The sequence below is a fragment of the Rhizobium sp. BK418 genome, from assembly GCF_004341105.1.
Lineage (GTDB): Bacteria > Pseudomonadota > Alphaproteobacteria > Rhizobiales > Rhizobiaceae > Rhizobium.
The window spans coordinates 682,889-708,442 of sequence record NZ_SLZK01000002.1; the positions used below are offsets into that span (position 1 = coordinate 682,889).

A 25,554-nucleotide genomic window follows, 5' to 3' on the forward strand; every position below is an offset into this window, starting at 1 on the left:
GCCTATTGACAGCTTACGAAAGACAAATGTGGGGATCAAGAGGCCGATCGCGCGGCACCCGATGGTACCGAATGCAGATGGCTGGCGAGTTCGACGCGATTGCGGCCGGCGCGTTTGGCGGCATAGAGCGCCTTGTCCGCCTCGCCGAGCATGGCGTCGAAATCCAGCGGCTTGGAACGGCCGGGGGCGACGCCGACACTGACGGTGCATTTCAGCACCTCATCGTCGATATAGATGTCTCGATCCTCGAAGGCCTTGCGGATGCGCTCGGCGACCAGTTCGGCGCGGCCGGGCATGATCTCCTTCAACACCAGTGTAAATTCCTCACCACCGAGGCGAGCGGCCGTATCGCCGTTGCGGCAATTGGCGGAGAGTTCACTCGCAAACACTCTAAGGACGTGATCACCGGCGGCATGACCATAGCGGTCGTTGACCGATTTGAAATGGTCGATGTCGAAGACGATGACGGCGGTGGAGACGCCCATGGTCCGGGTGCCGTACCGATCGAACAGGGCGCGGCGATTGAGCAGACCGGTCAGCGGGTCGGTTATCGCGTCTATGCGGTGACGGGCAGCAAGCCGCCATTGATGCAGCGCCAGCGACAGGGCACCGATGCCAGTCATGCCGGCGATGCACATGGCAAGGCTGAGATTTTCCGCCCAGTTGTTGGGAGCGGCGTCCAGCACCAGCTTGCCGTCCCAGATCAAAACCGAAGCACAAAGCACGAAGGAAATCGCGGTCAACGTATAGAGCGCGGTGATGCCGGAAATGGGTGCGGGTGCTTCCGCGCGACCGAGCCAATATTGCCGGGCAGTGGCAAAGAGCAGGAAGGCAATGGCGAGGTTATCGGCCATGAAGGCGAGGCCATTCAATCCGGCGATCATTGGTGGGATAGTGACAGCCATGGCGATGAGTGCGCGAATGACGATGCCTGATATCGGTAGCCTGTTCGTGCGGAACTGGTAGCCTGCACCCCAGATGATGGCGAAGCCGGCATGGAACAGCACGAAGTTGCCGGTGCCGAGGACAGGCCCGGGCCGTTCCACATAAAAGCCATAGACGAAAATGCCGACGACGACGAGAACGAGGCCGAATGTGCCCGTGAGAAGAACGGTTTCGGCCCGGCGCGCGAGCCAGCTTCCCATGAGCGTTACGGCAAGGCAGGTAGCGGAAACGCCAAGCGCCAGCAGCAATAAATTATAGTCAAGCATCATGCTTTTGAATCCCCGCGGCTACTGCCGCGCCGATAACATTCTAAAAATCTATCGCGTCACTGCTAAGGAATGTCTTATGCATTCTGTTAAAAAGTCATGCATTGCGCAGCGTAATGTTACAAATTCAACATTACGCCACAACTATAAGAAGAGAATATTTAAGCTTGTATTGCCGTTCTCAGGTTCTGACCTGCCAATGCAGTGGGAACATGGGATCGAAGACAGTGACCGGACCGGCGCCGGTTTCGATCTTGGCGGGGAAGACCACGGGCTCGGCCTGTCGCTCCAGCGTGATGCGCTCCTCATTCGGCTCCAGCCCATACCAGACCGGGCCATTCAGGGAGACGAAGGCCTCCAGCCTGTCGAGCGCGCCCTCCTGTTCGAAGACATGGGCAAGGCAGCTCATCGTATTGATCGAAGTATAGATTCCCGCGCAGCCGCAGGCGCATTCCTTCAGCGGATCGACATGCGGAGCCGAGTCCGTACCAAGGAAGAACCTGGCGTCGCCGCTTGTGGCGGCGGCGCGCAGCGCCAGCCTGTGGTTCTCGCGCTTGGCAACGGGCAGGCAGTAATAATGCGGGCGAATGCCGCCGACGAGGATGGCATTGCGGTTGATGATCAGGTGATGCGTCGTGATGGAGCCGGCGAGATTGGCCTTGGCCGATTTGATGTAATCGATGCCGTCAGCCGTCGTGACATGTTCCATCGTCACCTTCAATTCCGGCAGGCGCTTGCGCAACGGGTCGAGCACCGTCTCGATGAAAACAGCCTCGCGATCGAAGATATCGACATCCGGCGTCGTCACCTCGCCATGGACACAGAGCGGCAGGCCGATCTTCGCCATGCGCTCCAGCACCGGCATCGCCTTTTCCATGTTGCGCACACCGCCATGCGAATTTGTCGTGGCACCGGCCGGATAGAGCTTTACGGCGGTGACGAGCCCACTCTTCTTGCCCTCTTCTACATCGTCGGCGCTCGTATGCTCCGTGAGATAAAGCGTCATCAGCGGCTGGAAGCGATGACCTGATGGAAGCGCCTTCATGATGCGTTCGCGGTAGGCCGCGGCATCGGATGTCGTGACGACCGGTGGCACGAGGTTCGGCATGATGATAGCGCGTGCGAAGGTGCGGCTCGTATCACCGATCACGCCTTCCAGCATGGCCCCGTCGCGCAGATGCAGATGCCAGTCGTCAGGACGGCGGATGGTGATCGATTGCATGGGAGCCTCCGAAGCTATGCGATTGCGCCTCGATAGCACCAAGACCGGCCTGGAAACAACTGTTCAGGCCAGCGCAATTTCCAATGTCATATCGGCAGGACGGCGGTTTTCGAGAATCAGGCGGCCGTTCGGCAGGTCGTTGCCATAGACCTTGGCGCTCGCTTCTTCCTCGGTCAGCTTATAGCCGCGCCAACGATCCCAGAGACGCTCTTCCAGCACTTCCATAGGTGGGGCGAGCATGATCGTGTAATCGAAGATGCCGTCGAGCTCGGCCCATTTTCCCTGTGTGAAAAGCAGATAATTACCTTCGATGACGATGAAGCGGTCTTGGGGATCGATCGGCCGGGCCGAGGCGATGGCAAGCTCGCGTGCACGATCGAAGACGGGAACAAGGACTTCCTGATCAGCGAGGCGCACAGCCTTGATGATATCGAGAAAGCCGCGCACGTCGAACGTTTCCGGAATGCCCTTGCGGGCCAGCAGACCGCGCTCGATGAGAACCGCATTGTCCATATGGAAGCCGTCCATGGGCAAGACGGCTGCGCTCTCGCCCATCGCCTTCAGGGCGCTCACGACATTCTCAGCCATAGTGGATTTGCCGGCGCCGGGCGGGCCGGCGATCGCGATCAGAAAGCGGCTGGAATTGCCGGCGCGGTCCAAAACCTCGCCGACAATGTCGTCAATTCTTGCACTCATGCAGCAACGGGCTCCGCAGGGGCTGCTTTGGCGCCGGTCATGAAGGCGACGGCGTCGGACATTGTGTATTCCTTGGGATTGATGACCGTCAAGCGGCGCCCAAGGCGGTGGATATGGATGCGATCGGCCACCTCGAAGACATGCGGCATGTTGTGCGAAATGAGCACAATCGGGATGCCGCGGGCGCGCACATCGAGGATAAGTTCCAGCACGCGGCGGCTTTCCTTGACGCCGAGAGCTGCGGTCGGCTCATCCATGATGATGACCTTTGAGCCGAATGCTGCCGCACGGGCAACGGCGACGCCTTGGCGCTGACCGCCCGATAGAGTTTCCACCGCCTGGTTGATGTTCTGGATGGTCATCAGGCCGAGTTCCGACAGCTTGTTACGCGCCTGCTTTTCCATCGCCGGCCGGTCGAGCATGCGAAACCAGGAGCCGAGCGGACCTGGTTTGCGGATCTCGCGGCCGAGGAACATGTTGTCGGCGATCGACAGTGCCGGCGAAAGCGCAAGGTTCTGATAGACAGTCTCGATGCCCGCTTCGCGCGCTTCCATCGGCGATCTGAATTGCACTTGCTGGCCTTCCAGAGTGATCATCCCCTCATCGGGCGTGATCGCGCCCGATATTGCCTTGATGAGCGAGGATTTGCCGGCGCCGTTGTCGCCGATGACGGCAAGGATTTCGCCCGGATAGAGGTCGAAATCGGCATTGTCGAGCGCGGTCACGCGTCCGTAACGCTTGACGAGGCCCCGAGCAGTGAGAATGGGTTCGACAGCCATGATTATACCGAAACCTTTCTGATCCACTGATCGATAGCGACGGCGGCAATGATCAGCACGCCAGTCAGCAGGACTTTCCATTGCGGGTCGGCGCCGAGCATGTTGAGCCCCATCGACACGACGCCGACGATCATGGCACCGAAAAGCGTGCCGAGAATGGAGCCGCGGCCGCCGAAGAGTGAGATTCCGCCGATCACAGTCGCGGTGATGGCCTGGAGATTGTAATCGGTGACGGCCGAAGACGGCGAGATCGAACCGTTGCGGCCGATGGAAACCCAGGCGGCGAAGGCGGCGATGACGCCCGATATCGTGTAGACGGTCAGCAATACCTTCTTGGCTTGGATACCCGAAAGCTTGGCCGCTTCAGGATCATCGCCAACCGCATAAACGTGCCGACCCCAGGCCGTGTGATTGAGGACATACCAAAGCAGCAGGACGAGCAGTACCATGGCGATAACGCCAAGGGTCAGGACTGCGCTGCCGACTTTGAAACTTGCGGCGAAGAGATGAAGCAGCGGCGCCTGTTCGTCGACATCGGTGTCGCGGATCGTCTCATTGGCGGAATAGATGAAATTCGTCGCCATGACGATATTCCAGGTGCCGAGCGTCACGATGAACGGCGGCAACTTCATGAAGGCGACGAGGAACCCGTTCAGCAATCCGCAGGCACCACCCACAATGAGGCCGGCGACAACCGCGATCGGTGTCGGTATGCCGTAGGTGATGGCGACATTGCCCATAATGACGGCCGAGATGACCATGATGACGCCGATCGAAAGGTCAATACCGGCGGTCAGGATCACCAGCGTCTGGGCCGCGCCGAGAATACCGACGATGGCGATCTGTTGCAGGATGAGCGTCAGCGTGTAGGACGAGAAGAAACGTCCGCCGATCGCTATTCCGAAGATCACGATCGCAAGCACCAGCACGATCAGCGGCACGGCGGCCGGCGTCGAATGCAGAAAATGCTGCGCGCGCTTGATCAGCGAGATACTCTCGTGCTCAAACGAGGCGACGCTCTTGTCGCTGTCGTCGAGGACGCGTTCAAATTCCTGTGCTCCGGTCATTGTTCCTCCTTCGCATCCGCGCGCCGAACCCACGCGGAAGCCGCCGCCGATATGTTTCCGGTCTTGCTTAGCCGGTTTGTCGGGCGACGGCGTATCGTCCGCCCAAAACGGCCGGGGATCAAGCCCCGGCCTTTCTACTGTCAATCAGGCAGGGCTCAGCCCCAGCACTTGGCCGTGCCTTCCTTGGTGTCGATCGACTTGAGGCCCGAGACTGGCTTGTCGGTAACGAGCGAAACGCCGGTGTCGAAGAAGGACTTGCCTTCGGTCGGCTTCGGCTTTTCACCGCTATCGGCGAACTTCTTGATCGCTTCGATACCGAGCGACGCCATCAGCAGCGGATATTGCTGTGAGGTGGCACCGATCACGCCTTCCTTGACCGACTTGACACCCGGGCAACCGCCGTCGACCGATACGATCAGCACGTTCTTTTCCATACCGACGGCCTTCAGTGCCTGATAGGCGCCGACAGCGGCCGGTTCGTTGATCGTGTGGATGACGTTGATGCCAGGATCCTTCTGCAGAAGGTTTTCCATAGCCTTGCGGCCGCCTTCCTCATTGCCGTTCGTTACGTCATGGCCGACGATGCGCTTGTCATCTTCATCGCCGATCTTGTTCGGATTCTTCGGGTCGATACCGAAGCCCATCATGAAGCCCTGGTCACGCAGGACGTCGACCGTCGGCTGCGACGGCGTCAGGTCGAGGAAGCCAACCTTTGCGTCCTTGGCCTTGTCGCCCAGCGTTTCCTTGGCCCACTGGCCGATCAGCTTGCCGGCGAGCAGGTTGTCGGTGGCGAAGGTGGCGTCGGCGGCATCGGCCGGCTCAAGTGGCGTGTCGAGCGCAATGACCAGCAGACCGGCATCGCGAGCCTTCTTGACCGACGGGACGATGCCCTTGGTGTCGGAAGCGGTGAGCAGGATGCCCTTTGCGCCGTCGGCAATGCAGCTTTCGATCGCTGCGACCTGGCTTTCGCTGTCACCGTCGATCTTGCCGGCATAGGACTTCAGCGAAACGCCGAGTTCCTTTGCCTTGGCGGTCGCACCTTCCTTCATCTTGACGAAGAAGGGATTGGTGTCCGTCTTGGTGATCAGGCAAGCGGAAACATTTGCCGCCATTGCCGGAGCGGAAAAGGCGACGCCGAGTGCGAGCGCGCCGAAAGCGAGAACTGATTTCTTCATGAACTCCTCCCAGAGATTGGCCGGCCCGCCCCCAGGCGGCACCGGAATTCGTGCACGGCGAGACTTTCAGGATGCGACGTTAGCCCCTCCCAAAGCCATCCCGTGCCTTGACGATGCCAATTAAGAGCGAAAGAAAACGGCTTGTCAATAAATAAATCCAATTGAATTATTAATTCGATATGGCATGCTGATCGAAATTAGGGCATAGGCCGTTAAACGGGAGGAGTGGCCAATGTCGTCCTTGGAAGGTCCGGATTCCATGCCGGTTCCGCCACCAATTCTGAATCCATCGGGAGGTGCGAACCAGATCAGGGTGCGCGCCTATAACGAACGGCTCGTGCTGTCGCTGGTGCGTCTCTACGGCGCATTATCGAAGGCCGATATTGCGCGCCGCAGCGGGCTTTCGGCCCAGACCGTTTCCGTCATCATGCGGGCGCTCGAGAAGGAAGGCCTGCTGTCGCGCGGCGAACCGATCCGCGGCCGCGTCGGCCAGCCATCCATTCCGATGCGGCTCAATCCGGATGCCGTCTATTCCTTCGGCGTGAAGATCGGCCGGCGAAGCGCCGACCTGGTGCTGATGGATTTCGTCGGCAAGATCCGGCTTCAGTTGCACAGGATCTATGCCTATCCCCTGCCCCACGAGATCCTGTCCTTTGTCACCCAGGGGATCAAGGAACTGGAAGGAAAGCTCGACGAGCGCGAGCGCGGCCGCATCGCCGGACTTGGTATCGCAGCACCTTTCGAGCTCTGGAACTGGGCAGACGAAGTGGGGGCGCCTGCGGGGGCCATGGAGGTCTGGCGTGACTTCGATCTCCAGGCCGAAATCGCTGAACAAGTTTCCTATCAGGTCTTCCTGCAGAACGACGCCACCAGCGCCTGCGGCGCCGAACTGGTGTTCGGCATCGGCCCCTCCTATCCGGATTTCGTCTATTTCTTCATCGGCTCTTTTATTGGCGGTGGGATCGTGCTGAATTCATCGATCTTTTCCGGCAAGACCGGCACGGCGGGCGCGATCGGTCCACTGCCGGTGCGCGGCAAGAATGGCGAAACGCTGCAGCTTCTGGAGATCGCATCGATCTTCGTCTTGGAAAACATGCTGCGTGAGCGCGGCATAGACCCGCAACCGCTCTGGTATTCGGCCGACGATTGGGTGGATTTCGGCGAACCGATGGAGGCCTGGATCCAGGATACGGCTAAAGCTCTGGCGCAGGCAATCGTGGCGGCCGCCTCGATCATCGACTTCAGCGCTGCCGTCATCGATGGCGGTTTTCCCGACTGGGTTCGCCGGCGTATCGTGCAGGCGACGATCTATGAGGCCGAAAAGCTCGACCTGCAGGGCGTCGTCATGCCGGATATCGTCGAAGGCGTGGTTGGTGCTCAGGCGCGTGCCATCGGAGGCGCAAGCCTGCCGATCTTCGCGCGTTATCTCACCGACCAGAATGTACTTTTCAAGGAGATCGACAATGCTGAAAGGGCTTGACCCGCTGCTGAGCCCCGAACTGCTGGCGACGTTGCGCGGCATGGGCCATGGCGACGAGATTGCCATCGTCGACGGCAACTATCCGGGCATCGAACATGCACGGCGGCTGATTCGGCTCGACGGGCACCATCTCATTCCAGTTCTCGATGCTGTGCTCAGCATACTGCCGATCGACGATTTTGTGGACGAGGCGATCTTCCGCTCAACCGTGAAAGCCGAGCGTGACAAGCTCGATCCGGTGCATGAGGAAATGATTGCCTGCTGCGCCAGATACGAACCGGAGCGAGAGGTCATTCCACTCGTGGGGCAGGATTTTTACGTCCGGGTGCGCGCGGCGCACGCCGTTATCCAGACCAGCGAGCCGCGGCTCTATGCCAATATCATCCTGCGGAAGGGCGTGATCTATCCTTCGGCCGCTGACGAACCAGCCAAGGCTGAAGTTGATCCCTTCGTTTACTGAATTGTCAGATTTCGCCCGCCGATGGTCCCCAGACATCCGTCAGGGCAAAACCGAGGGGATGCGGGTCGAAGGGGTCGAGCGCGACCTGAGACAGGCCGAAGGTGAAACCGCGGCCTGATATCGTCGGGATGACAGCCGGCTTACCGGCGACTTCCGTCAGCGCCTGCAGGCCGACCTCGAATTCCGAGCCGATGATCGACTTCGACTTGAAGACGTCGCCAACCTTTGCCTTTCCGCGTGCGTAAAGCGTTGCAAGGTTCGCCGAGTTACCGGTGCCGCACGGCGAACGGTCGGCGCGCCCCGGCCACATGGTCGTGCAGGTGCGCACGGTGCCATCCGACTCGATATCGCGGAACATGACATAGGCCACACCGGAGATTGCCGGGATTTCCGGATGAACGACAGGCATATGGCGGTTGATGAGCTCCTTCAGGATCATGCCGGCCTGCACCAGGGCTGCGGCGTTGGCCTTCTCGATCGTCAAATTGACCTGAGCGACGTCTACAAGCGCATAGAAAATGCCGCCGTAGCAGATGTCGGTCTTGATCTTTCCCCAGTGCGGCGTGTCAATCTCGACATCCAACTCGTGAACGAAGGACGGCACCATGGTGAGCTTGACCTTCTCGCATCGACCGTCGCGGCAAGTCGCAGTCGCCTTGACCAAGCCGGCTGCGGTTTCCAGCGTAACGATGGTCTCCGGCTCCTTCATCTCGACGATGCCGGATTCCAGGAGAGCGGTCGTGACACAGATCGAATTCGAGCCGGAGCTCGCATGCGCCTGATCGGGCTGCAGGATGATGAAGGCAGCGTCTGCATCCGGATGTTTCGGCGGCAGGAGCAGGTTGACCGAACCGATCGGCGCGCCGCGCGGCTCGAGGCAGAGGAAACGACGGAGCTCCTGGCCCTTGGGATCGGTGTTCAGCCAGTGAAGCTGGGCGGCGACCGTCTCGCCTGGGATCTTCGGCACGCCGCCGATTGCGACCTTGCCGATTTCACCTTCAGCATGAACATCCAGAAGCTGGATCGTACGCTTCCATCTCATCTTTCGAACTCCAGGTCAGACATGAAGCGGGATGCCGCCATCGCCGCGATTTTCCGGTCGTCGACAGGTGCCGACATGACTGCTCTCAATACCTGTCGATACGGAACGGCTTAATATCGACAGGCGTTTGGACGCCCATCACCATATCCGCGATCAACCGCGCTGTCGTTGCCGAATAGGTAAGACCCAGATGGCCGTGGCCGGTGGCATAGAAGACGCCTGATATTTTCGAAGAGGGCGAGATGATCGGGATCGTATCCGGCAGTGCCGGACGGTGGCCCATCCATTCGCTGGTGTCCTGAACCTTGAGGTCTGGCAGGATGCGCTGCGCGTGGCGCACGAGCACACGCGGGCGCCGGAAATCAGGTGCGGCCGTCAGGCCGGCAAGCTCGACGTTGCCGCCGACGCGGATACCGCCTGCGGTCGGTGTCACCATGAAGGCGCGATGCGGCCAAATCACCGAATAGCGCATGGAAATACCGGGCTGCATGATCTGCGTATGATAACCGCGCTCGGTTTCGAGCGGGATAGGCTCGCCGAGGGTCTCAGCGAGGAAACGGGTATGGACCCCGGCGGCCAGGACCACCTTATCTGCTTCGATGCGGTTGCCGCCTTCGAGAAGGACAGAGGTCTTGCCGTCATTCTTACGCTCCACGCCCTTTACCTGGCCGGAAACAAAACCGGCACCGGCAGCCTTCGCCGCATCGGCGAGCTTCACGACCAGCTTATAGGGATCACGGATCGACTTGTTGTCCGGCAGCAGCACCGCCTTGGCGATTTTCGGCGACAGCGTCGGCTCGTAATATTGGATCGCGCCATTGCTCAGCACTTCGAATTCCATGCCATAGCGGCGCATCAGCTCGAGGTGGCCGCGGTCTGCATCGAATTCGGCCTCGGTCTCGTAGATTGCCAGGCAGCCTTCCTCGGTCATCAGGTCCCGTGCACCGATGGCATCGAGCATGGCACTGATATCGCCGAGGGCGATCTTGGAGAGACTCATACCCGCATCCTCGATTTCCCTCAGGCGTGCGGGACGGCCGGCGGCGAGGAAGCGCAGGAACCAGGGCAGGATTTTTGGCGCGTAGGACGGCCGCAGCCAGACCGGACCTTCCGGATCGATCAACCAGCGCGGCAGCTTCTTCCAGGTCGAGGGGCCGGAGCCGGCTGCGAAATCGAGCGCGATGCTCGCCATATTGCCAAAGGAAGTTCCCCTGCCTGGCTCGCCCTTGTCGATTAAAGTGACCTGAAAGCCACGCCGCTGCAGCTCGAAAGCAATCGAAGCGCCGACCACACCGGCGCCGACAACGGCCACCGTCTTATTTGTTTCATTCGCCATGTCTTGTCCACCGCACGGCAGTCGATTGCCGTTCGAGATGTGATATATCACAACGAAGCGGATGCCTATGATTTTTTAAATGCGCTTCTTGGGCGCGATATGCCCCGCGGCCATGAAGGCTTTGCGCGAAACGCCGCACCCGCCGATCATGGCATCCCTGTCACGCCCACAGAGGGAGCGAAGGCTTAAGGAGAGATTCGATCCAGAAAAGAAAAGAGCCCGACGCGGGAGGAGGTGCGTCGGGCTCTTGATCCTGACTGACAACTGGGAGGAGGAGTGTTGTCAGTCCGATGAAGGGAGCGCTGGGAGGAGGAGTGCGCTGCCTTCGTCATTATTAATACCCAATTCATTTGATGGAGAATAGCGAAATTACCGCAATGCAGCAATGCATTGAACGCAATGCTTGCCTCAAAAGTGTCAGGCCTCCGCCTCATTTTGCAGCATCTTTGACCAAATGATCAAAACTATTCCGCAAATTGTGCCCGCATAAAATCCACATAGAGCTTGATCGTCCATGTCGCGGCGCGCTTTCACGAATCCACGCGCATCATCGCCGACAAGGTAACGCAGCTGGTCCTTGCCATCTGTCGCGGCTTCGTAGACCACCTTGGCGACATCAGAAGAGGTCATCATCTTTGCAGCAACCATGGCTGCAAAGGCGCGCTGAGCGCGCTACAGGAATTCGTTATAATCTGGCAGGCCCGCGGGATCGATGGCGAAATCGGCGCCGGCGCGCTCCCGGAAACTGGTCTCCGCGACGCCGCCATGCGGGATCACCGACTTCACGCCAATGCCAAGGGCCAGCAGCTCATAAGACAGGGCCTCGGTGAAGCCTTCGAGTGCGAATTTGGAGGCACAATAGATCGACAGCGTCGGCAAGGTGAAAAGACCAGCGCCCGAGCTGACATTGATGACGAGGCCAGCCTTGTTTGCCCGGAAATGCGGCAGGATCGCCCTTGTCACATCCATAACACCGAAGACATTGACGTCGAACTGCTGCTGGATCTTTTCGCGCGACGTCGCTTCGAAAATGCCGTTCTGGCCATAACCGGCGTTGTTAACGAGCACATCAATGCGCTCGAACTTTTCGATGCCGGCCTCGACGGCGGTGTCGATGCTGCCGCGGTCCTGAACGTCGAGCCTGCTCACCAGGACACCGGCGAGCTCCGTCAGCTCGGTTTCTTTTTCCGGGCTGCGCATAGTGGCAATGACATTCCAGCCATTGGCGTGGAAGAGCCGGCTTGCCGCCTTGCCAATGCCGGAGGACGCGCCGGTGATGAGAACTGTCTTTTTCATAATCTGCCTCATGGGTTTTGAGATTGATCCCGGAGGGCTAGATAGGTTCGACCTATTGTCCTTATAATCCGCATATTTGCGGATGACCCATTGCAGGATTTAGGACAATGCAAAAGACCGGTCTGGTTGAGCTCAATGCAGTCGTCGCTGTTGCGGCCGCGAAGAACTTCCGCGCAGCTGCGAGCGAGCTCGGCATGTCGACTTCGGCGCTCAGCCATGCGGTGGCGGCATTGGAAAGCCGGATTGGCGTCAGGCTGTTCAACCGCACGACCCGCAGCGTTTCGCTGACCGAGGCTGGCGAACAGTTTCTCGGCAAGATCGGTCCTGCGCTGAAGGATATCTCGGCGGCGATGGAAGCGGCGACACAGGCGCGCGCCACGCCGGCCGGAACGCTGCGCATCAATACGTCGGAAGGCGGAGCGCGACGGATCCTCATGCCGATCGTGCTGGAATACGCCAGGCGTTTTCCGGACGTGCATGTCGATATCGTCAGCGACGGGCGCATGGTCGATATCGTCGCCGACAGTTTCGATGTCGGCATCCGGCTGATCGAAACCGTGCCGCAGGACATGATCGCTGTGCCGCTGAAAGCGGAGGAGCGCTTCTTCGTCGTCGGCGCTCCCTCCTATTTTGATAGGCGCGGAAAGCCGCAGACGCCGAGCGATCTTCTCCATCATGCCTGTCTGCGTCTGCGGCTGCCGAGCGGCGCGGTCTACCGCTGGGAGTTCGAGCGGCACGGCCAGGAAATCCGCCTTGATGTGAAGGGGCCGATGACGCTGCAGAGCATGGACCTGATGCTGGAAGCAGCCGTCGGCGGCGCGGGGCTTGCTTATATGACGCGACAGAATGTGGAGGCCGATGTTGCCGCAGGCAGGCTGATCACCGTACTCGAAGACTGGACGCCGCCCTTCCCCGGCATCTGCCTCTATTATTCCGGCCACCGGCATGTACCGCCGACGCTGCGTGCGTTTCTGGACGTGGCACGCGAGATGACGCGAGCCCGAAACGAAAACGGCCGCGGCTGAAACCGCGGCCGCTTCGTGGTCGGTCTAGACCTTATCAAGCGGCCTTGAAGAGCTTCTTGCCTTCGGCGTCAAGGGCGGTGAACTCCTCATCGGACAGCGTGATGTCGACGGCCGCGACGTTTTCTTCCAGATGCTTGACCTTGGAGGTGCCGGGGATCGGCAGCATGACGGGGCTCCGCTTCAGCACCCAATCGAGTGCGATCTGGCTTGGCGCCGCATTGTGCTTCCTGGCGATCGTATCGAGCAACGAGCCGGGCTTGGCGAGATCGCCGGCGGCCAGCGGATACCATGGGATGAAGCCGATATTATTCTTGGCACAATAATCGAGCACATCTTCGCTGGTGCGGTCGACGAGGTTGTAACGGTTCTGGACCGTGGCGACCTTGAAGACCTTGGAGGCAGCTTCGATATCCGCGACCGAGACTTCGCTGAGGCCCGCATGGCGGATGAGGCCTGAATCGAGCAGCGACTTGATCGTGTCGAACTGCTCCTTGGCCGGGACCTTCGGGTCGATACGGTGCAGCTGCCAGAGATCGATCTGATCGACACCGAGGTTGCGCAGGCTCTTATGCACCTGCTGGATCAGATATTCCGGACGGCCGAGCGGCAGCCAGATATTCGGTCCATGGCGCGTCAGGCCGCCCTTGGTGGCGACCACGAGACCTTTCTTGTAGGGGTGAAGCGCTTCCTTGATCAGCCATTCGGAAACGTCCGGACCATAGGAATCGGCCGTATCGATGAAGTTGATGCCGAGTTCCGGCAAACGCTTCAGCGTGCGGATCGATTCATCGTGATCGGCTGGATTGCCCCAGATCCCGTCGCCGGTAATGCGCATGGCGCCGAAGCCGAGGCGGTTGACCTCCATATCGCCACCGATCTTGAAGCTACCGGATTTCGCTGCATTGTAATCGCTCATCGTCTTTCCTCTCTTGGTCAATAAAATCACTCAAAATCGGTGGAGCTGGAAACCTGCTCCCAGGCGTCGAATTCGGCCTTGAGAGACCCAAGCTTCTCGCGAACGAGGTTGATCGCGTCGCGCCCAAGCAGGAGATGGGCTGGCGGATTGTCGGATGCAATGAGCTTAAGCATTGCAGCCGCTGCCTTTTTCGGATCGCCGGGCTGATTGCCGTTGCGTTGGAGGCGGCGCTGGCGCAGCGGCTCGAAGACCTGGTCATAATCAGCGATCGAGCGCTCAGCACGCACCATCGAGCGGCCGGCCCAATCGGTCCGAAAGCCGCCGGGCTCGACGGCCGTCACATGGATGCCGAAGCTTTTGATCTCCTTGCCGAGGCTTTCGGAAATGCCCTCGAGGGCAAACTTGCTGCCATGATAGAAAGCGATGCCCGGCATGGTGATGATCCCGCCCATCGAGGTGACATTGAGGATATGGCCGCTGCGGCGCTTGCGCATATAGGGCAGCACCGCCTGAATGACAGCCACCGGGCCGAAAACATTGACTTCGAACTGGCGGCGCAGATCTTCCATCGTCGATTCCTCGACGAGACCCTCATGGCCATAGCCGGCATTGTTGACGAGTACGTCGATCGGACCGACCTTGCTTTCGATCTCCGCGACAGCAGGGGCGATAGAGGCGGTATCGGTGACATCGAGAAGCTTGCCGAAGGCAAAACCGGGTTTCAGCGCTTCAAATTGCTTTCGGGCTTCTTCATTGCGCAAGGTCCCGACCACCTTGTGGCCTTCGGCAAGGGCGGCTTCCGCAAGGGCACGGCCGAAACCGGTGGAAACGCCTGTGATAAAAAGGATTTTGGATTTGGATATCAAAATCTTCACTCCGTCGGGTTGGCTGGTCGCGGGAAGATAGGCTCATCCGATAATTTCGATAACCTCATTAAACGGCGATGGCCTTTTTAGAGAAACTTATTAATCTGGGACTTGAAAACGGAGATGAGTATGCGTCAGGACATGCTTGACGGCATGGTGACCTTTGTCGTCGTGGCCGAGGAAAAGAGCTTCTCAGCCGCCGCCGTCAGGCTGGGAGTGTCGCCGTCGGCCATCAGCCAGACGATCAGCAAACTGGAGAGCCGGCTGCGGTTGCCGCTGTTCAATCGGACCACCCGAAGCGTGAGCTTGACGGAAGCCGGCAATCGCTATCTGGAGCGGATTCTCCCCGCCTTGGGTGAGCTTGCGGCCGCCAGCAAGGACCTGGACGCAGATGTCGGCCGGCCGGCCGGTCTTCTGCGGCTCAATGTGCTGCGCGCAGGCTATATGATCGCCATCCAGCCGCTGCTTCGCGATTTCCTGGAGGCCTATCCCGATATTCAGGTCGAGGTGAAGATGGAAGCCTCGATGAGCGACATCGTCGCCGAAGGTTTCGATGCCGGTATCCGCTTCGGCGAGACGGTGGCCAAAGACATGGTCGCCATTCCGATCGGTCCGCAGATCACCGCCCATGTCATCGCCTCGCCGGAATATCTCGGCCGGCGTGGCATGCCGAAACACCCACGCGACCTGCTGCATCACGATTGCATCGGCTTCCGTTTCGTCACGAGCGGCCAGGTCGAACGCTGGGAATTCGAGAAGGATGGTGAGCGCATCGATATTACGCTCCATCCGCGGCTGATCCTCAACGATTCCGCAGCATTGACGCAAGCGGCACTAGACGGGATCGGCATTTCCTACATGATCAACGGCTATATCGAACGGTTCCTCGAAGACGGCAGATTGGTGCGGATCCTATCCGATTGGAGCCCACCGCTCTCGGGCCTGACGCTCTATTATCCGGATCGGCGGCGGGTGCCGGCAAAGCTGCGCGCGCTTATCGACTTCCTGAAACGGCATCGCTCCGAGGCGCCGCCAGCGACTGAAAGCGTGATCGTCTAGACAATGAATTACTAGAGACCGGCCTTCGCCTCTTCGCCGAATTCGGCCAGCATCTTCCAGAGTTCACCAAAGATTTCGCGTGCGAAGGCTTCCATCGAGACGCCTTCCTTCGAGCCGCCGGCGATCCGCTCCTGCCAAAGCTCACTACCGACGCGCAGCGCGCCTATGACGATTGTCGAAAGCAGGCGCATGCGCATCCCCGCGTCCGGGCCACTAACCTCGCGGACAATCAGCGCCCCGGTCAGCTTCTGCTCCAGCTTGGCATATTTGAGCTGGTCGCGGGCCTTAAGGGTAGGCGTACAGTGAATCAGTTCGCCGAGTGCTAGGGTGCGCTCGTCGCCAGCCGACGCAATCGCCGTGGCGATAAGGGCTTCCTCGACGGCCTTGACGGGAGATTCGCTGGCCGGGCGGGCGGCAATCGCCGCCATCAGGCGATCGGCAAAAGCATCCTGCCAGGCGAAGACGACCTCCTCCTTTGACGGGAAATAATCAAAGAAACTGCGCTTTGAGACGTCAGCGGCTTCCGTGATCTCCTCAATCGTTGTCGCATCGAAACCACGTTCCAGAAAGAGGCCCATCGCAGCCTGCTCGATGCGCTCGCGGGTCTGGCGCCGCTTGCGCTCACGCCTGCCCTCCACGGGCTCGGGCTGTTTCTTCTCAGTCACTTCCATCAGGTGTCATTCAGTCATCCCCATCGGAGAAAACGGCGATCTCCATATCCGCTTCGCTGGTGCGATATTTGAAGCGATCGCGCGACAGCTCAAGCGGCTTGCGACGCGAAATCCGATAGACGGAGGCTGGCGGCAGGTTGCGGACCGTGCCGCCGATGCGCGTCGCCTTCAGGCCGAGGCGATCAAGGATCGGGCGTGGGACGGGACAGCGGGGCCCATAGGTAAACTGATAGAAAGCACCGCCGGCCCGCATATAGACAAACGCGCCTGCCAGGATCGAGGCGATCTTGCGCGGCGACATGGACAGCAGCGGAAGGCCGCTGATGACGGCGCCGACGGGTTCGCCTTCGAAAATTTCGGCCTGTGCCAGATGGGCGGCATCCATCTGCAGAACGCGCGCATCGGGGAAACGCTTCCGAAGCGACTCGATGAATTCAGGGCCGTATTCGATGAGTGTCAGGTCGCTCTCACTAATGCCCCGCGCAAGCAGCGCGCGGGTGAAGACGCCGGTGCCGGGACCAAGCTCGATGATCGGGCCATCCAGCGCAGCAATCTCGCTGGTCATGATCCGGGCGAGCGAGTCGCCGGATGGCGCAATCGCGGCAACCCTCAGCGGGTTGTTCAGCCAGGAGCGGAAAAAATGCAGGAAATCGGAGCATGCACTCTTTGCGATCATGATTATCCCACCTGTCTGAAACGTGGCCGACTACGACGATCTCCCGCAGCATGGCAATTCCAAGGCAGGCACGTCAATCCGTCGTCTTTGCACACGTCTTTCTCGTCGCCATTCCCCGTATTTTCGTACCGAGTGATTCGAACGGCGAAAGACCTCAAGACATGCGATGTCCATTAGACGGCACTTCCGCGCCACCGGCTCCAGTGCAACCGAAAACATGTCTGGAACGGAAAAGGCAGCCACGAAGGCTGCCCTCTTTTCGCGGCAGGGACATCAATCCCCTTCCCCCGTCTTATGCCATTAAATTGCTTTTAGTAGTTGCAGCCCGAGCTGCTGGTCGGGTTGAAGCGGAGGCTGCAATCCATGTTGAGCGGCTTCTTTGGGCTGTACTGGTAAGGTACGGAGCTGCTGGATGCGCCATTGACCGAACCGGTCGCGCGGGGCTCCTGGCGAGCGTTGGTGCTCTTCTGCTGCTTTACGACCTGCTGATGCTGAGCGGGAGCTGCATTCGCAGGTGCAAAAGCCGAAACGCTGATGATTGCGCCGAAGGCCACGGCCACGAGCCCATTCTTCATTACGTTGGTCATTTCTTGTCTCCTTGGGAGGATGGTTGGAATTTACGCCAAGGAGCTAGGAAGCGGATTTGTCACATTCCACTGCGCTGCAACAGAGATCACGAATACGTGACATTCGGTTGCGCACAAATAAAAGGCGGCTTTTCGCTGCCTTTTATTTGCCGGCTCAGTAGCCGTTATCACACGGCATGCTGCCGGGACCGATCGATCCACCAAACGTACGGTTGCACATCGTTTTGGGTTCGGGACTGTTCGAGGGCTGGCGGCCAATAGAGCCCGTGGTACCGGATTCAACCCCGAACGCAGCGAGGGGATACCAATAACCATCAGAGTGACGACGGGTACCGGGGCGTTCCGTGCGGAAGCCGCGATAGCCATGCCAATAACCGGCATGTTGTTTATATTGCACCATTTCCATGTTCGACGGGACCGGGGTTTGGGTCTGTTGAACAGGCGCCGCCAGCGCAGGAACGGTAGACGAGAGGGCGAGAAGAGCGCTGAGCGCAACGGCGGATGGGGCTAGATTAAGCATTTTCATGATAAACCCTCCTTACTGGATTTACGTATGAAAAATGCGTTCTGCGCGCGCGAAGTTCCAACGTCACACGCGACTTCCTACACTCGTGATTGCAGGCGATCCGGCGTGACTCGAAGCCAAAAAAATCAAAAAATGTAATCTTTCAAAGCAGTGAGAGCAGAGGCCCGCGACAATTCATCGGATGTTTGAATTCACTGTTCTCAATTCGCGTACAAAGGACGGTAACCCTGGCTTGCGATACAGGAGACATATTGCCGATGGGCGGCACCGCTTGCATTCGATTCCCGTTCTGCGGGATCGCGGTGGCCGGTCATCTGCGCACGCAGGTCGTACTGCCTGTTGGACTCGTCATACATCGCGTTGGCATCGGACACGCAGAGGCCATGTGCGATGTCAGGCGGATTGACGGGGGAAGCAACCGGTACAAGCACCGGCGCATTGGCACGGTCAATGCAGCCGGCTAGGGCGACCATCATCGCGATGAGGCCTACCGCACCAAAAAATCCGCTCTTCATGCAATCCTCCGGCCGCTCGCCTGACACATCCATCGCTTCCGCAGATAGACACCGAAGATTGCGCGAAACTAGGCAGGAGGATCCGATGGAAAACTTGCTCGCAGACTTCACGGTAAAGCCGGAAGATAACCGCGGACGCTGCGGACAATGAGTTATATTATTTCAGGAAAAGAATGGCGCACCCGAAGAGATTCGAACTCCTGACCCCCAGATTCGTAGTCTGGTGCTCTATCCAGCTGAGCTACGGGTGCGCTTGCAGAAGCGGCCGTGCCGCTTGCGTGGGCGGTTCTCTAAAGGGTCTTTTCGGGCAATGCAATAGCAATTCGAAAAAAATCGCGACTTTGATTCCGCAAAGCACATTTGCGGAAATCGCATCACTTTTCGGCGTGCGACCGGCTGCGGTAATCTTCCAGCGAAACCGGGCGATCCGGAATTTCGATGCGGAACTGCGTGCCGACCGACGGCTTTTCCACAAGGGCTATGGTCCCGCCATGCGCCAGCACCAGCTCCCGGGCGATGGTGAGGCCGAGGCCCGTGCCGCCCGAGCGTGCCGAGCCACGGAAGGCGGCAAACAGGTTTTGCCGAGCCTTCAGCGGCATGCCGGGGCCTGTATCGTCCACGGTGATGCTGACGACGCTGCCGACGCGCTGAGCGGCGACGGTGATGCGTCTGACGCCCCCGGTTCGCTCTTCGCCCGGTGAAGTCAGCGCCTGCAGGGCGTTGCGGCAGAGATTGTGGATGATGCGGAACAGCTGCTCGCTATCGCCATCCACTTCCAGATCCGGCCCCATCTGCTCGACGAATTCGACGCCGCTCTGCGGGTCGATCGCGAGGATATCCTTCACCTCCTGCACAAGTTCGTAAAGGCGGACGCGGCGGCGGCGCGGCGCCGATTCGGTTGCCTTGCCATAGGAGAGGACCTCGGTCGTGTAACCGACGGCGCGATCAATGGTGCGCAAGAGTTTTGGTGCAAAGCTCTTCACCATGGGATCGTCGACATCGACGAGGCGGTCGGACATCAGCTGGGCTGATGCCAGGATATTGCGCATGTCATGATTGATTTTAGAGACCGCCAGGCCGAGGGCGGCGAGGTTTTTCTGCTGCTTCAGCGTCTTCTGCAGTTCGAGCTGCATGGACGTCAAATTGCGGCCGGCAACGGCCAGTTCATCGCGCCCGCCATCGCCGACATAGACGTGCTGGGGATTTTCAGGATCGGAGGCGAACTGCTGCATGCTGCCCGTCAGCTTGCGGATCGGTCGGATGAGAATGCGGTTGATGGCGAAGAAGATCAGCGTCGCGGTGAAGAACGAGATCAGGATAGAGAGAAGCAGAACATTGCGGGCGTAGGCGAACATGGCCTTGCGCAGCGGCTTGTCCTTCATGACCACCTCTACGCCGGTATCGGTCTCGCCCACCGCACCGTAGACGCGGATCATGCGATTGCCGCCGAAGATCATCGTGTCCAACGCATCGCGCATCGCGGTCAATGGCGGAATGTCACTGAGGTCGTAGGATTCGTCGACCGAGGTCGGCATTTCGCTCATGGCAAGCAGGCGGGAGGTTCCTTCCTTGCGCAGCACGATCGCCTTGGTGCCTGTTGCTTCCAGCGTCTCCTTCTGCAGCGCGCGCGGCAGCTCTACCGGCTGCAGCCCGTCGATAACGATGGCAGCTGCTGCGGCCGTATTCAGCCGATCTTCGAGCCAGCGGACGCGCATGCTCGCAATCGAGGGGAAGAAGATCAGAATTTCCGCCAGCATGATGAAGACCACGGTAAGCCAGAGCAGCTTGCCCGAAAGGCCGCCGAATTTGCCGGCACTCAGATACGGGCCTTTTACAGCCTCACCCGCAGCCGTGTTTTCCGTTGTGGAAATTTCGCCCTGGTCTTGAACCGGCATCTCGTCCTGTCCGTGCGGCGAATGGCCGCTCATCAGAATGAGCTCTTATAATAGACGAGAATGCTCCGCTTTCAAATCTTTGCGAGGAGCGGCAATCATCACAAATGAAAACGCCGCCCGCAGGCGGCGCTCCGAATCCTTTTCGGGACCGGGATCAGAACTCTTCCCAGTTCTGCTCCGCAACAGCCGCATTGCCACTGAACGCACGCGTGACACGGCCAATTGTGCGGCGGGCAGGAGAGGCGATCGGCTGATAATGGTCCTGACGGACAACCGCGACCGGTGCTTCGTTCGAAACCTTGAAGCGAGAGATGAGGCGCACGAGGCCATCGGCTTCGGCCGACAACTTATGCGTCGCGGCCGAGGTCTCTTCCACCATCGCTGCATTCTGCTGCGTGACCTGGTCCATCTGGTTGACGGCTGTGTTGACTTCCTTGAGGCCGGTCGACTGTTCCTTCGCCGCAGTCGCGATCGAATGGATATGATCGTTGATGGCGATAACCCGGGTGCCGATTTCGGACAATGCCTCACCCGTTGCCTGGACGAGCTTGACGCCAATCTGCACCTCATCGCCAGATTTGGTGATGAGCGCCTTGATATCCTTGGCTGCGGTGGCCGAGCGCTGGGCAAGCTCGCGCACTTCCTGCGCGACAACGGCAAAGCCCTTGCCGGCCTCACCCGCGCGGGCAGCCTCGACGCCGGCATTCAAGGCAAGCAGATTGGTCTGGAAGGCGATTTCATCGATGACGTTGATGATCTGGCTGATCTCACGGGATGCCTGCTCGATACGGCCCATGGCATCGACTGCGTTGCGCACGACGACGCCGGAGCGCCCAGCGTTTTCCTTTGCCTCCGAAACCATGACGGTCGCTTCCTGGGCACGTTCGGTAGAGTTCTGCACGACGGCAGTGATCTCGTCGAGAGCGGCGGAAGTCTCCTCGAGTGCCGCAGCCTGCTGTTCCGTGCGCTTGGAGAGATCGTCGCTGGCATTCCTCAGCTCGTTGGTGTTGCCGTTGATCGCTTCCGTCGTCTCGCGCACTTCGCGCATGGTCGTCTGCAGCGTTGCCAGCGTGTTGTTGACGTTTTTCTGCAGTTCGGCGAAGGCGCCCTGGAACTGGCCACGCATGGTCTGCGTAAGATCACCTTCGGCAAGGCTTGCGATAACACGGCGGGTTTCGTTGATACCGGAATCGACGCTCGACAGCAGCGTGTTGATGTTGCCGGCGAACTGATTGAGGCTCTCGTCCTCATAGTCCTTGTTGATACGATGGCTGAAATCACCGGCAGCAGCGGCGGCAACGACGACGGACATACTGGACTGCAAGTCGTCGCTCTTGGCGCGCATCGCCGCCTCCTGGGCGTTCATGCGCTTGATGACGAGACCGTTTTCCTTGAAGACGGCAACGGCAGCCGCCATTTCGCCAATCTCATCCTTGCGGCCGGCAAAAGGCACCTCGGCCTGGAAATTGCCGTTTGCGACTTCCTTGATCGCGTGTGTCACCTTCTTGATCGGCCGGCTCAGGTGGCTCGTGCCGATATAGAAGCCCATGCCGACGCCGGCTGCGATGCCGATACCGGTGATGCTGAGCACCAGCATCAGGATCCAGCTGCGGAAATCCTCGATCTCATCGTTGACCGCCGTCAACTCTGCCTTGTCGGTGTTGACGATGGCATCGATCTCGGCCTGGAAGGCCTTGCGGTTGGCGCGGTTGGCGTCGTTGTTGCCCTGCTCGTTAGCCGCCTGCGGGCCCACTTGCGTGCCGAGGCGAGCCGTCTCGGTGCGGAAGGTGCGGAATTCCCTGGCGCGGTCCACAAGCTTGGCGAAGGAAGCCTTCTGGCTGTCGGGCACCAGCGGCGCCCAGCCGGCGATGACCTTGTCGATCTCATCCAGATCGGCCATCAGGCCCTTGGCGAAGGCCGGCGTTTCCTGAAGGGTCTTTGCGGCGTAGATGCCGCGCGATTCCATGACGACAGCGGTGACGAATCGGTTGAGGCGCTCGCCAGCATAGGCGCGGGCCGCCGCATGTTCGTAAGCGGTCAGGTTTTCATTGTATTTGTGCATCGCAGAAAGGGCGGTAGCACCAATCAGAAGCGCAACGCCGCCCATGACGGAAACAAGAAGATTGATTTTGCCACGGATTTTCAACGAACGCTCCCTCGCTTTGCACAACGCCTGGAAAGAAAATTCCCAGCCGATAGGCAGAAGATCAGGTAAATTCGTTAATGTTGTATTTCGAATATTAATGATGACAGCTACAGAAAATTACCCCTATTTACTCTGATGAACGGTTTTGGCCCGTCCAAAATCGAGCACCTTCAAGGAATAAAAGCGACGGCTGGAAGCGTACGGACGGCTGGAGGCGAAATTCACAACCAGATCGTGAAACGCCACATTCGTTAATACCGCAGTGCGAAATCTTGCTTTCCGCCGCTGAGATCCAGTGAATCCGACAGCGTTAATTGACTTTGGAAAGCTTCATCCGTATAAGCCGCCGCACGTCCGGTCATTCAAGGTCTTTCGTGACCTCGCCCGTTCGAAAACCACGCTCCTTGCATTATGCAAATTCAAGAAGGGCCGCACTCCGCGGTGTTTAAATAAATGAAGCGTACCTATCAGCCCTCGAAGCTTGTTCGCAAGCGCCGCCACGGTTTCCGTGCGCGTATGGCCACTAAGGGCGGCCGCAAGGTCATCGTTGCTCGCCGCGCTCGCGGCCGCAAGCGTCTTTCGGCCTAAGGCCGGAATTGCCCGATAATGGCGGGCGACTTGAAGACCAAAGAAGACAAAAAGATTGTCGGGCGGCTGAAGAGCCGCCCGCAATTTCTTGCAGTCCGCGAAGGCGAAAAGCGCCGCGGCAGTCTCTTCCTTCTCGAGGTCTTGAACCGCAAGGAAGAAGACAGCGAAGCCCGTGTCGGCTTCACGGTTACCAAAAAACACGGCAATTCGGTCGAAAGAAACCGCATGCGACGGCGCCTGAAAGAGGCGGTGCGGCTTCATGCAGGGTTTGCAATGCAGCCCGGACACGACTATGTGGTTGTCGCGCGCAGGGACGTTTTGACAGCGTCCTTCGACGAACTGGCCGCGGAATTGAAAAACCGCGTGAAAACCAGGCCTAAACATAGGCGCTCGAAAGACGAGCGCCCCAGGAACGTATGATGGAAAACAACCGCAATTACTTCATTGCGATCGCTCTCTCGGTGCTGATCGTCCTTGGCTGGCAGTTCCTCTATATGAACCCACGCATCGAGGCTCAGCGTAAGGCCCAGGAAGCCCAAAAGGCGCAGCAGCAGACCGAGCAGACGCAGCAGCCGGCAGCCCGCAGCCAGGGCACCCAGCCGAATGGCGCCGCCCCGACTGGCCAAGCCGCCGCGACCGCGACCCGTGAAGAAGCACTTGCAAAATCCCCGCGCGTTGCCATTGAAACAGCCGCCCTTTCCGGTTCCGTCAACCTCGTCGGCGCTCGCCTCGACGACCTGAGGCTCAAGGGCTATCACGAGACCGTCGACGACTCGAGCCCGATCATCACGCTCTTCTCGCCGGCTGATACCAAGGACGGCTACTTTACCGAACTCGGCTTTGTCGGCAGCGACGCGACAGGCACCGTTCCCGGCCCCTCCACACTGTGGGCCGCACCGGAGGGCGCAAAGCTCACGGAAAAGACACCGCTGACGCTGACTTATACCAATGACCGAGGCATTACCTTCGCTCGTACGATCTCCGTCGACGAACGCTATATGTTTACGGTGACGGACAAGATTCAGAATACCGGCGAGACGCCGATTTCCCTCTCTTCTTATGGCCGCGTAACACGCTATAACAAGCCGACGACGCCATCGGTATACGTTCTTCATGAGGGCTTTATCGGCGTCATCGGCGATGACGGCCTGATCGAGAGCAAGTATACGGCCGTTGAGAAGGAAGCCGTCACGCCTGCAAAATCCACTGGCGGCTGGCTCGGGATCACCGACAAATACTGGGCGGCCACGATCATCCCGCCGCAGCAGACAGCCTATGACGCCCGCTTTTCGCATTTCACCGATGGTCAGCCACGCTATCAGGCAGATTACAAGGGTGATGCCTTCACGATTGCGCCCGGTCAGTCGATCGAACTCCGGAATATGGTATTTGCCGGCGCAAAGGAAGTTCCCGTCATCGACGGCTACGAAGCGACCTACAACATCCCGCGCTTCGACCGCCTGATCGACTGGGGTTGGTTCTATTTCATCACCAAGCCGATGTTCAAGCTGATGGACTTCTTCTTCCGCTACTTCGGCAATTTCGGCGTGGCGATCCTCTGCACGACCATCGTCGTCAAGGCGCTGTTTTTCCCGCTCGCCAGCAAGCAGTATGCTTCGATGGCGAACATGAAGCGCGTGCAGCCGAAGATGGAAGAACTGAAGGCCAAGTTCGGCGACGACCGTATGGGCCTGCAGCAGGCGACGATGCAGCTTTACAAGGAGGAGAAGATCAACCCGATCGCCGGCTGCTGGCCGGTGGCGCTGCAGATCCCGATCTTCTTCTCACTCTACAAGGTGATCTACATCACCATCGAAATGCGTCACGCGCCGTTCTTCGGCTGGATCAAGGACCTTTCGGCGCCCGATCCGACGTCGATCGTCAATCTCTTCGGCTTGCTGCCGTTCGAGGCTCCGACCCTCCTGCATCTCGGCGTCTGGCCGCTGATCATGGGTATCACCATGTTTTTCCAGATGCGCATGAACCCGACCCCGCCCGATCCGACGCAGGCGATGATCTTCAACTGGATGCCGCTGGTCTTCATGTTCATGCTGGCAAGCTTCCCGGCCGGCCTCGTCATCTACTGGGCCTGGAACAACACGCTCTCGGTGATCCAGCAGTCGGTCATCATGAAGCGCCACGGCGTGAAGATCGAACTCTTCGACAACTTGAAGGGCATGTTCAAACGAAAACCGGCGCCATCGAAATAGTCCGAAAGCCCCGCTCCGGCGGGGCTTTTTGTTTCGGGCCTCATGATCGCCAGACCGCGCGAACCTTGACAATCCCCCTTAAAAACACGAAGCCGGTTTCCTTCCCGAAC

26 protein-coding genes and 1 tRNA gene are annotated in these 25,554 nt (G+C 59.3%); 7 read left to right on the forward strand and 20 right to left on the reverse strand.

Translation table 11 applies throughout. The features are described from left to right. Positions 1–35: 35 nt before the first annotated feature. The 6 genes from EV281_RS09365 to EV281_RS09390 form a co-directional block, all read right to left on the reverse strand. Positions 36–1,214: a GGDEF domain-containing protein gene (locus tag EV281_RS09365; RefSeq protein WP_132652811.1), complete on the reverse strand. Its 1,179-nt coding sequence runs from the start codon at positions 1,212–1,214 to the stop codon at positions 36–38. Positions 1,215–1,392: 178 nt separating this feature from the next. Continuing rightward, entirely contained in the window at positions 1,393–2,433 is a 1,041-nt protein-coding gene (pyrC, locus tag EV281_RS09370; protein WP_132652812.1) for a dihydroorotase, read from the reverse strand. A 63-nt stretch (positions 2,434–2,496) separates the two neighbouring features. Further along, positions 2,497–3,129, reverse strand: a complete 633-nt coding sequence (locus EV281_RS09375; protein WP_132652813.1) for a nucleoside triphosphate hydrolase — start codon at positions 3,127–3,129, stop codon at positions 2,497–2,499. Continuing rightward, positions 3,126–3,908 (reverse strand): ATP-binding cassette domain-containing protein, encoded by a 783-nt coding sequence (locus EV281_RS09380; protein ID WP_132652814.1) that lies wholly within the window; start codon positions 3,906–3,908, stop codon positions 3,126–3,128. Before EV281_RS09380 ends, EV281_RS09375 begins: the two co-directional genes overlap by 4 nt. A 2-nt stretch (positions 3,909–3,910) precedes the next feature. Further along, the gene (locus tag EV281_RS09385; RefSeq protein ID WP_132652815.1) at positions 3,911–4,975 is read right to left on the reverse strand and encodes an ABC transporter permease; all 1,065 of its coding nucleotides are present in this window, start codon (positions 4,973–4,975) and stop codon (positions 3,911–3,913) included. 155 nt (positions 4,976–5,130) lie between these two features. Continuing rightward, positions 5,131–6,150: a sugar ABC transporter substrate-binding protein gene (locus tag EV281_RS09390; RefSeq protein ID WP_132652816.1), complete on the reverse strand. Its 1,020-nt coding sequence runs from the start codon at positions 6,148–6,150 to the stop codon at positions 5,131–5,133. A gap of 232 nt (positions 6,151–6,382) precedes the next feature. On the opposite strand from EV281_RS09390, the gene EV281_RS09395 reads away from it, so the two are divergent. Together EV281_RS09395 and EV281_RS09400 are read left to right on the forward strand one after the other, a co-directional pair. Next, a complete protein-coding gene (locus EV281_RS09395) occupies positions 6,383–7,630 on the forward strand; it encodes an ROK family transcriptional regulator (protein ID WP_132652817.1) in 1,248 nt (415 codons plus the stop codon). Continuing rightward, on the forward strand, positions 7,614–8,090 hold the full coding sequence (locus EV281_RS09400; protein WP_132652818.1) for an RbsD/FucU domain-containing protein: 477 nt from the start codon (positions 7,614–7,616) through the stop codon (positions 8,088–8,090). The genes EV281_RS09395 and EV281_RS09400 overlap by 17 nt, the downstream gene beginning before the upstream one ends. A gap of 4 nt (positions 8,091–8,094) precedes the next feature. Here the strand turns inward: EV281_RS09400 and EV281_RS09405 are convergent, their stop codons facing one another. From EV281_RS09405 to EV281_RS09415, 4 genes are all read right to left on the reverse strand, one after another. Further along, positions 8,095–9,132, reverse strand: a complete 1,038-nt coding sequence (locus tag EV281_RS09405) for a 4-hydroxyproline epimerase (protein WP_132652819.1) — start codon at positions 9,130–9,132, stop codon at positions 8,095–8,097. 85 nt (positions 9,133–9,217) lie between these two features. Then, positions 9,218–10,468, reverse strand: a complete 1,251-nt coding sequence (locus EV281_RS09410) for an FAD-binding oxidoreductase (RefSeq protein WP_132652820.1) — start codon at positions 10,466–10,468, stop codon at positions 9,218–9,220. Between the two features lie 417 nt (positions 10,469–10,885). Next, entirely contained in the window at positions 10,886–11,101 is a 216-nt protein-coding gene (locus EV281_RS31575; protein ID WP_245508244.1) for a hypothetical protein, read from the reverse strand. A 39-nt stretch (positions 11,102–11,140) separates the two neighbouring features. After that, the gene (locus EV281_RS09415) at positions 11,141–11,764 is read right to left on the reverse strand and encodes an SDR family oxidoreductase (protein ID WP_245508245.1); all 624 of its coding nucleotides are present in this window, start codon (positions 11,762–11,764) and stop codon (positions 11,141–11,143) included. Positions 11,765–11,871: 107 nt separating this feature from the next. Here EV281_RS09415 and EV281_RS09420 point away from each other — a divergent pair, with 107 nt between their 5' ends. Then, on the forward strand, positions 11,872–12,789 hold the full coding sequence (locus tag EV281_RS09420; protein WP_132652821.1) for a LysR family transcriptional regulator: 918 nt from the start codon (positions 11,872–11,874) through the stop codon (positions 12,787–12,789). Positions 12,790–12,823: 34 nt separating this feature from the next. Here EV281_RS09420 and EV281_RS09425 read toward each other — a convergent pair whose 3' ends face one another. Beyond that, the gene (locus EV281_RS09425) at positions 12,824–13,705 is read right to left on the reverse strand and encodes an aldo/keto reductase (protein ID WP_132652822.1); all 882 of its coding nucleotides are present in this window, start codon (positions 13,703–13,705) and stop codon (positions 12,824–12,826) included. Between the two features lie 26 nt (positions 13,706–13,731). Next, a complete protein-coding gene (locus EV281_RS09430) occupies positions 13,732–14,568 on the reverse strand; it encodes an oxidoreductase (protein ID WP_132653223.1) in 837 nt (278 codons plus the stop codon). A 132-nt stretch (positions 14,569–14,700) separates the two neighbouring features. Between EV281_RS09430 and EV281_RS09435 the strand changes: the two genes are divergently transcribed. Next, positions 14,701–15,630 (forward strand): LysR family transcriptional regulator, encoded by a 930-nt coding sequence (locus EV281_RS09435; protein ID WP_132652823.1) that lies wholly within the window; start codon positions 14,701–14,703, stop codon positions 15,628–15,630. Between the two features lie 11 nt (positions 15,631–15,641). Here EV281_RS09435 and EV281_RS09440 read toward each other — a convergent pair whose 3' ends face one another. The 8 genes from EV281_RS09440 to EV281_RS09475 all read right to left on the reverse strand — a co-directional run bounded on the left by EV281_RS09440 (position 15,642) and on the right by EV281_RS09475 (position 22,646). Then, positions 15,642–16,295: a TetR family transcriptional regulator gene (locus tag EV281_RS09440; protein ID WP_132653224.1), complete on the reverse strand. Its 654-nt coding sequence runs from the start codon at positions 16,293–16,295 to the stop codon at positions 15,642–15,644. A gap of 16 nt (positions 16,296–16,311) precedes the next feature. Continuing rightward, positions 16,312–16,977, reverse strand: a complete 666-nt coding sequence (locus EV281_RS09445) for a methyltransferase domain-containing protein (RefSeq protein ID WP_132652824.1) — start codon at positions 16,975–16,977, stop codon at positions 16,312–16,314. Between the two features lie 311 nt (positions 16,978–17,288). Next, on the reverse strand, positions 17,289–17,564 hold the full coding sequence (locus EV281_RS09450; RefSeq protein ID WP_132652825.1) for a hypothetical protein: 276 nt from the start codon (positions 17,562–17,564) through the stop codon (positions 17,289–17,291). A 154-nt stretch (positions 17,565–17,718) separates the two neighbouring features. Then, positions 17,719–18,090, reverse strand: coding sequence for a cell surface protein (locus EV281_RS09455; RefSeq protein ID WP_132652826.1), 372 nt, complete (start codon positions 18,088–18,090; stop codon positions 17,719–17,721). A gap of 200 nt (positions 18,091–18,290) precedes the next feature. Next, positions 18,291–18,605 carry a hypothetical protein gene (locus EV281_RS09460; RefSeq protein WP_132652827.1) on the reverse strand — a complete coding sequence of 105 codons (315 nt, stop codon included), beginning with the start codon at positions 18,603–18,605 and terminating at the stop codon, positions 18,291–18,293. A gap of 174 nt (positions 18,606–18,779) precedes the next feature. After that, positions 18,780–18,856: transfer RNA gene (locus EV281_RS09465), tRNA-Arg, on the reverse strand. A 123-nt stretch (positions 18,857–18,979) separates the two neighbouring features. Beyond that, positions 18,980–20,500 carry a HAMP domain-containing sensor histidine kinase gene (locus EV281_RS09470; RefSeq protein ID WP_132653225.1) on the reverse strand — a complete coding sequence of 507 codons (1,521 nt, stop codon included), beginning with the start codon at positions 20,498–20,500 and terminating at the stop codon, positions 18,980–18,982. 154 nt (positions 20,501–20,654) lie between these two features. Next, on the reverse strand, positions 20,655–22,646 hold the full coding sequence (locus EV281_RS09475; RefSeq protein WP_132652828.1) for a methyl-accepting chemotaxis protein: 1,992 nt from the start codon (positions 22,644–22,646) through the stop codon (positions 20,655–20,657). Between the two features lie 453 nt (positions 22,647–23,099). Here EV281_RS09475 and rpmH point away from each other — a divergent pair, with 453 nt between their 5' ends. The 3 genes from rpmH to yidC are packed head-to-tail and all read left to right on the forward strand — an operon-like array spanning position 23,100 to position 25,444. After that, complete coding sequence (gene rpmH, locus EV281_RS09480; protein ID WP_016552555.1) at positions 23,100–23,234, forward strand: 50S ribosomal protein L34; 135 nt, start codon at positions 23,100–23,102, stop codon at positions 23,232–23,234. An 18-nt stretch (positions 23,235–23,252) separates the two neighbouring features. Next, positions 23,253–23,654 (forward strand): ribonuclease P protein component, encoded by a 402-nt coding sequence (rnpA, locus tag EV281_RS09485; protein ID WP_132652829.1) that lies wholly within the window; start codon positions 23,253–23,255, stop codon positions 23,652–23,654. After that, complete coding sequence (gene yidC / locus EV281_RS09490; RefSeq protein WP_132653226.1) at positions 23,654–25,444, forward strand: membrane protein insertase YidC; 1,791 nt, start codon at positions 23,654–23,656, stop codon at positions 25,442–25,444. Before rnpA ends, yidC begins: the two co-directional genes overlap by 1 nt. Positions 25,445–25,554 lie beyond the last annotated feature (110 nt).

What these genes read in the sequence shown, in the direction of transcription:
- EV281_RS09365 (WP_132652811.1), bottom strand. Translation starts at nt 1,214, where the DNA reads ATGATGCTTGACTATAATTTATTGCTGCTGGCGCTTGGCGTTTCCGCT.
- pyrC (WP_132652812.1), bottom strand. Translation starts at nt 2,433, where the DNA reads ATGCAATCGATCACCATCCGCCGTCCTGACGACTGGCATCTGCATCTG.
- EV281_RS09375 (WP_132652813.1), bottom strand. Translation starts at nt 3,129, where the DNA reads ATGAGTGCAAGAATTGACGACATTGTCGGCGAGGTTTTGGACCGCGCC.
- EV281_RS09380 (WP_132652814.1), bottom strand. Translation starts at nt 3,908, where the DNA reads ATGGCTGTCGAACCCATTCTCACTGCTCGGGGCCTCGTCAAGCGTTAC.
- EV281_RS09385 (WP_132652815.1), bottom strand. Translation starts at nt 4,975, where the DNA reads ATGACCGGAGCACAGGAATTTGAACGCGTCCTCGACGACAGCGACAAG.
- EV281_RS09390 (WP_132652816.1), bottom strand. Translation starts at nt 6,150, where the DNA reads ATGAAGAAATCAGTTCTCGCTTTCGGCGCGCTCGCACTCGGCGTCGCC.
- EV281_RS09395 (WP_132652817.1), top strand. Translation starts at nt 6,383, where the DNA reads ATGTCGTCCTTGGAAGGTCCGGATTCCATGCCGGTTCCGCCACCAATT.
- EV281_RS09400 (WP_132652818.1), top strand. Translation starts at nt 7,614, where the DNA reads ATGCTGAAAGGGCTTGACCCGCTGCTGAGCCCCGAACTGCTGGCGACG.
- EV281_RS09405 (WP_132652819.1), bottom strand. Translation starts at nt 9,132, where the DNA reads ATGAGATGGAAGCGTACGATCCAGCTTCTGGATGTTCATGCTGAAGGT.
- EV281_RS09410 (WP_132652820.1), bottom strand. Translation starts at nt 10,468, where the DNA reads ATGGCGAATGAAACAAATAAGACGGTGGCCGTTGTCGGCGCCGGTGTG.
- EV281_RS31575 (WP_245508244.1), bottom strand. Translation starts at nt 11,101, where the DNA reads ATGATGACCTCTTCTGATGTCGCCAAGGTGGTCTACGAAGCCGCGACA.
- EV281_RS09415 (WP_245508245.1), bottom strand. Translation starts at nt 11,764, where the DNA reads ATGAAAAAGACAGTTCTCATCACCGGCGCGTCCTCCGGCATTGGCAAG.
- EV281_RS09420 (WP_132652821.1), top strand. Translation starts at nt 11,872, where the DNA reads ATGCAAAAGACCGGTCTGGTTGAGCTCAATGCAGTCGTCGCTGTTGCG.
- EV281_RS09425 (WP_132652822.1), bottom strand. Translation starts at nt 13,705, where the DNA reads ATGAGCGATTACAATGCAGCGAAATCCGGTAGCTTCAAGATCGGTGGC.
- EV281_RS09435 (WP_132652823.1), top strand. Translation starts at nt 14,701, where the DNA reads ATGCGTCAGGACATGCTTGACGGCATGGTGACCTTTGTCGTCGTGGCC.
- EV281_RS09445 (WP_132652824.1), bottom strand. Translation starts at nt 16,977, where the DNA reads ATGATCGCAAAGAGTGCATGCTCCGATTTCCTGCATTTTTTCCGCTCC.
- EV281_RS09450 (WP_132652825.1), bottom strand. Translation starts at nt 17,564, where the DNA reads ATGACCAACGTAATGAAGAATGGGCTCGTGGCCGTGGCCTTCGGCGCA.
- EV281_RS09455 (WP_132652826.1), bottom strand. Translation starts at nt 18,090, where the DNA reads ATGAAAATGCTTAATCTAGCCCCATCCGCCGTTGCGCTCAGCGCTCTT.
- EV281_RS09460 (WP_132652827.1), bottom strand. Translation starts at nt 18,605, where the DNA reads ATGAAGAGCGGATTTTTTGGTGCGGTAGGCCTCATCGCGATGATGGTC.
- EV281_RS09470 (WP_132653225.1), bottom strand. Translation starts at nt 20,500, where the DNA reads ATGCCGGTTCAAGACCAGGGCGAAATTTCCACAACGGAAAACACGGCT.
- rpmH (WP_016552555.1), top strand. Translation starts at nt 23,100, where the DNA reads ATGAAGCGTACCTATCAGCCCTCGAAGCTTGTTCGCAAGCGCCGCCAC.
- rnpA (WP_132652829.1), top strand. Translation starts at nt 23,253, where the DNA reads ATGGCGGGCGACTTGAAGACCAAAGAAGACAAAAAGATTGTCGGGCGG.
- yidC (WP_132653226.1), top strand. Translation starts at nt 23,654, where the DNA reads ATGGAAAACAACCGCAATTACTTCATTGCGATCGCTCTCTCGGTGCTG.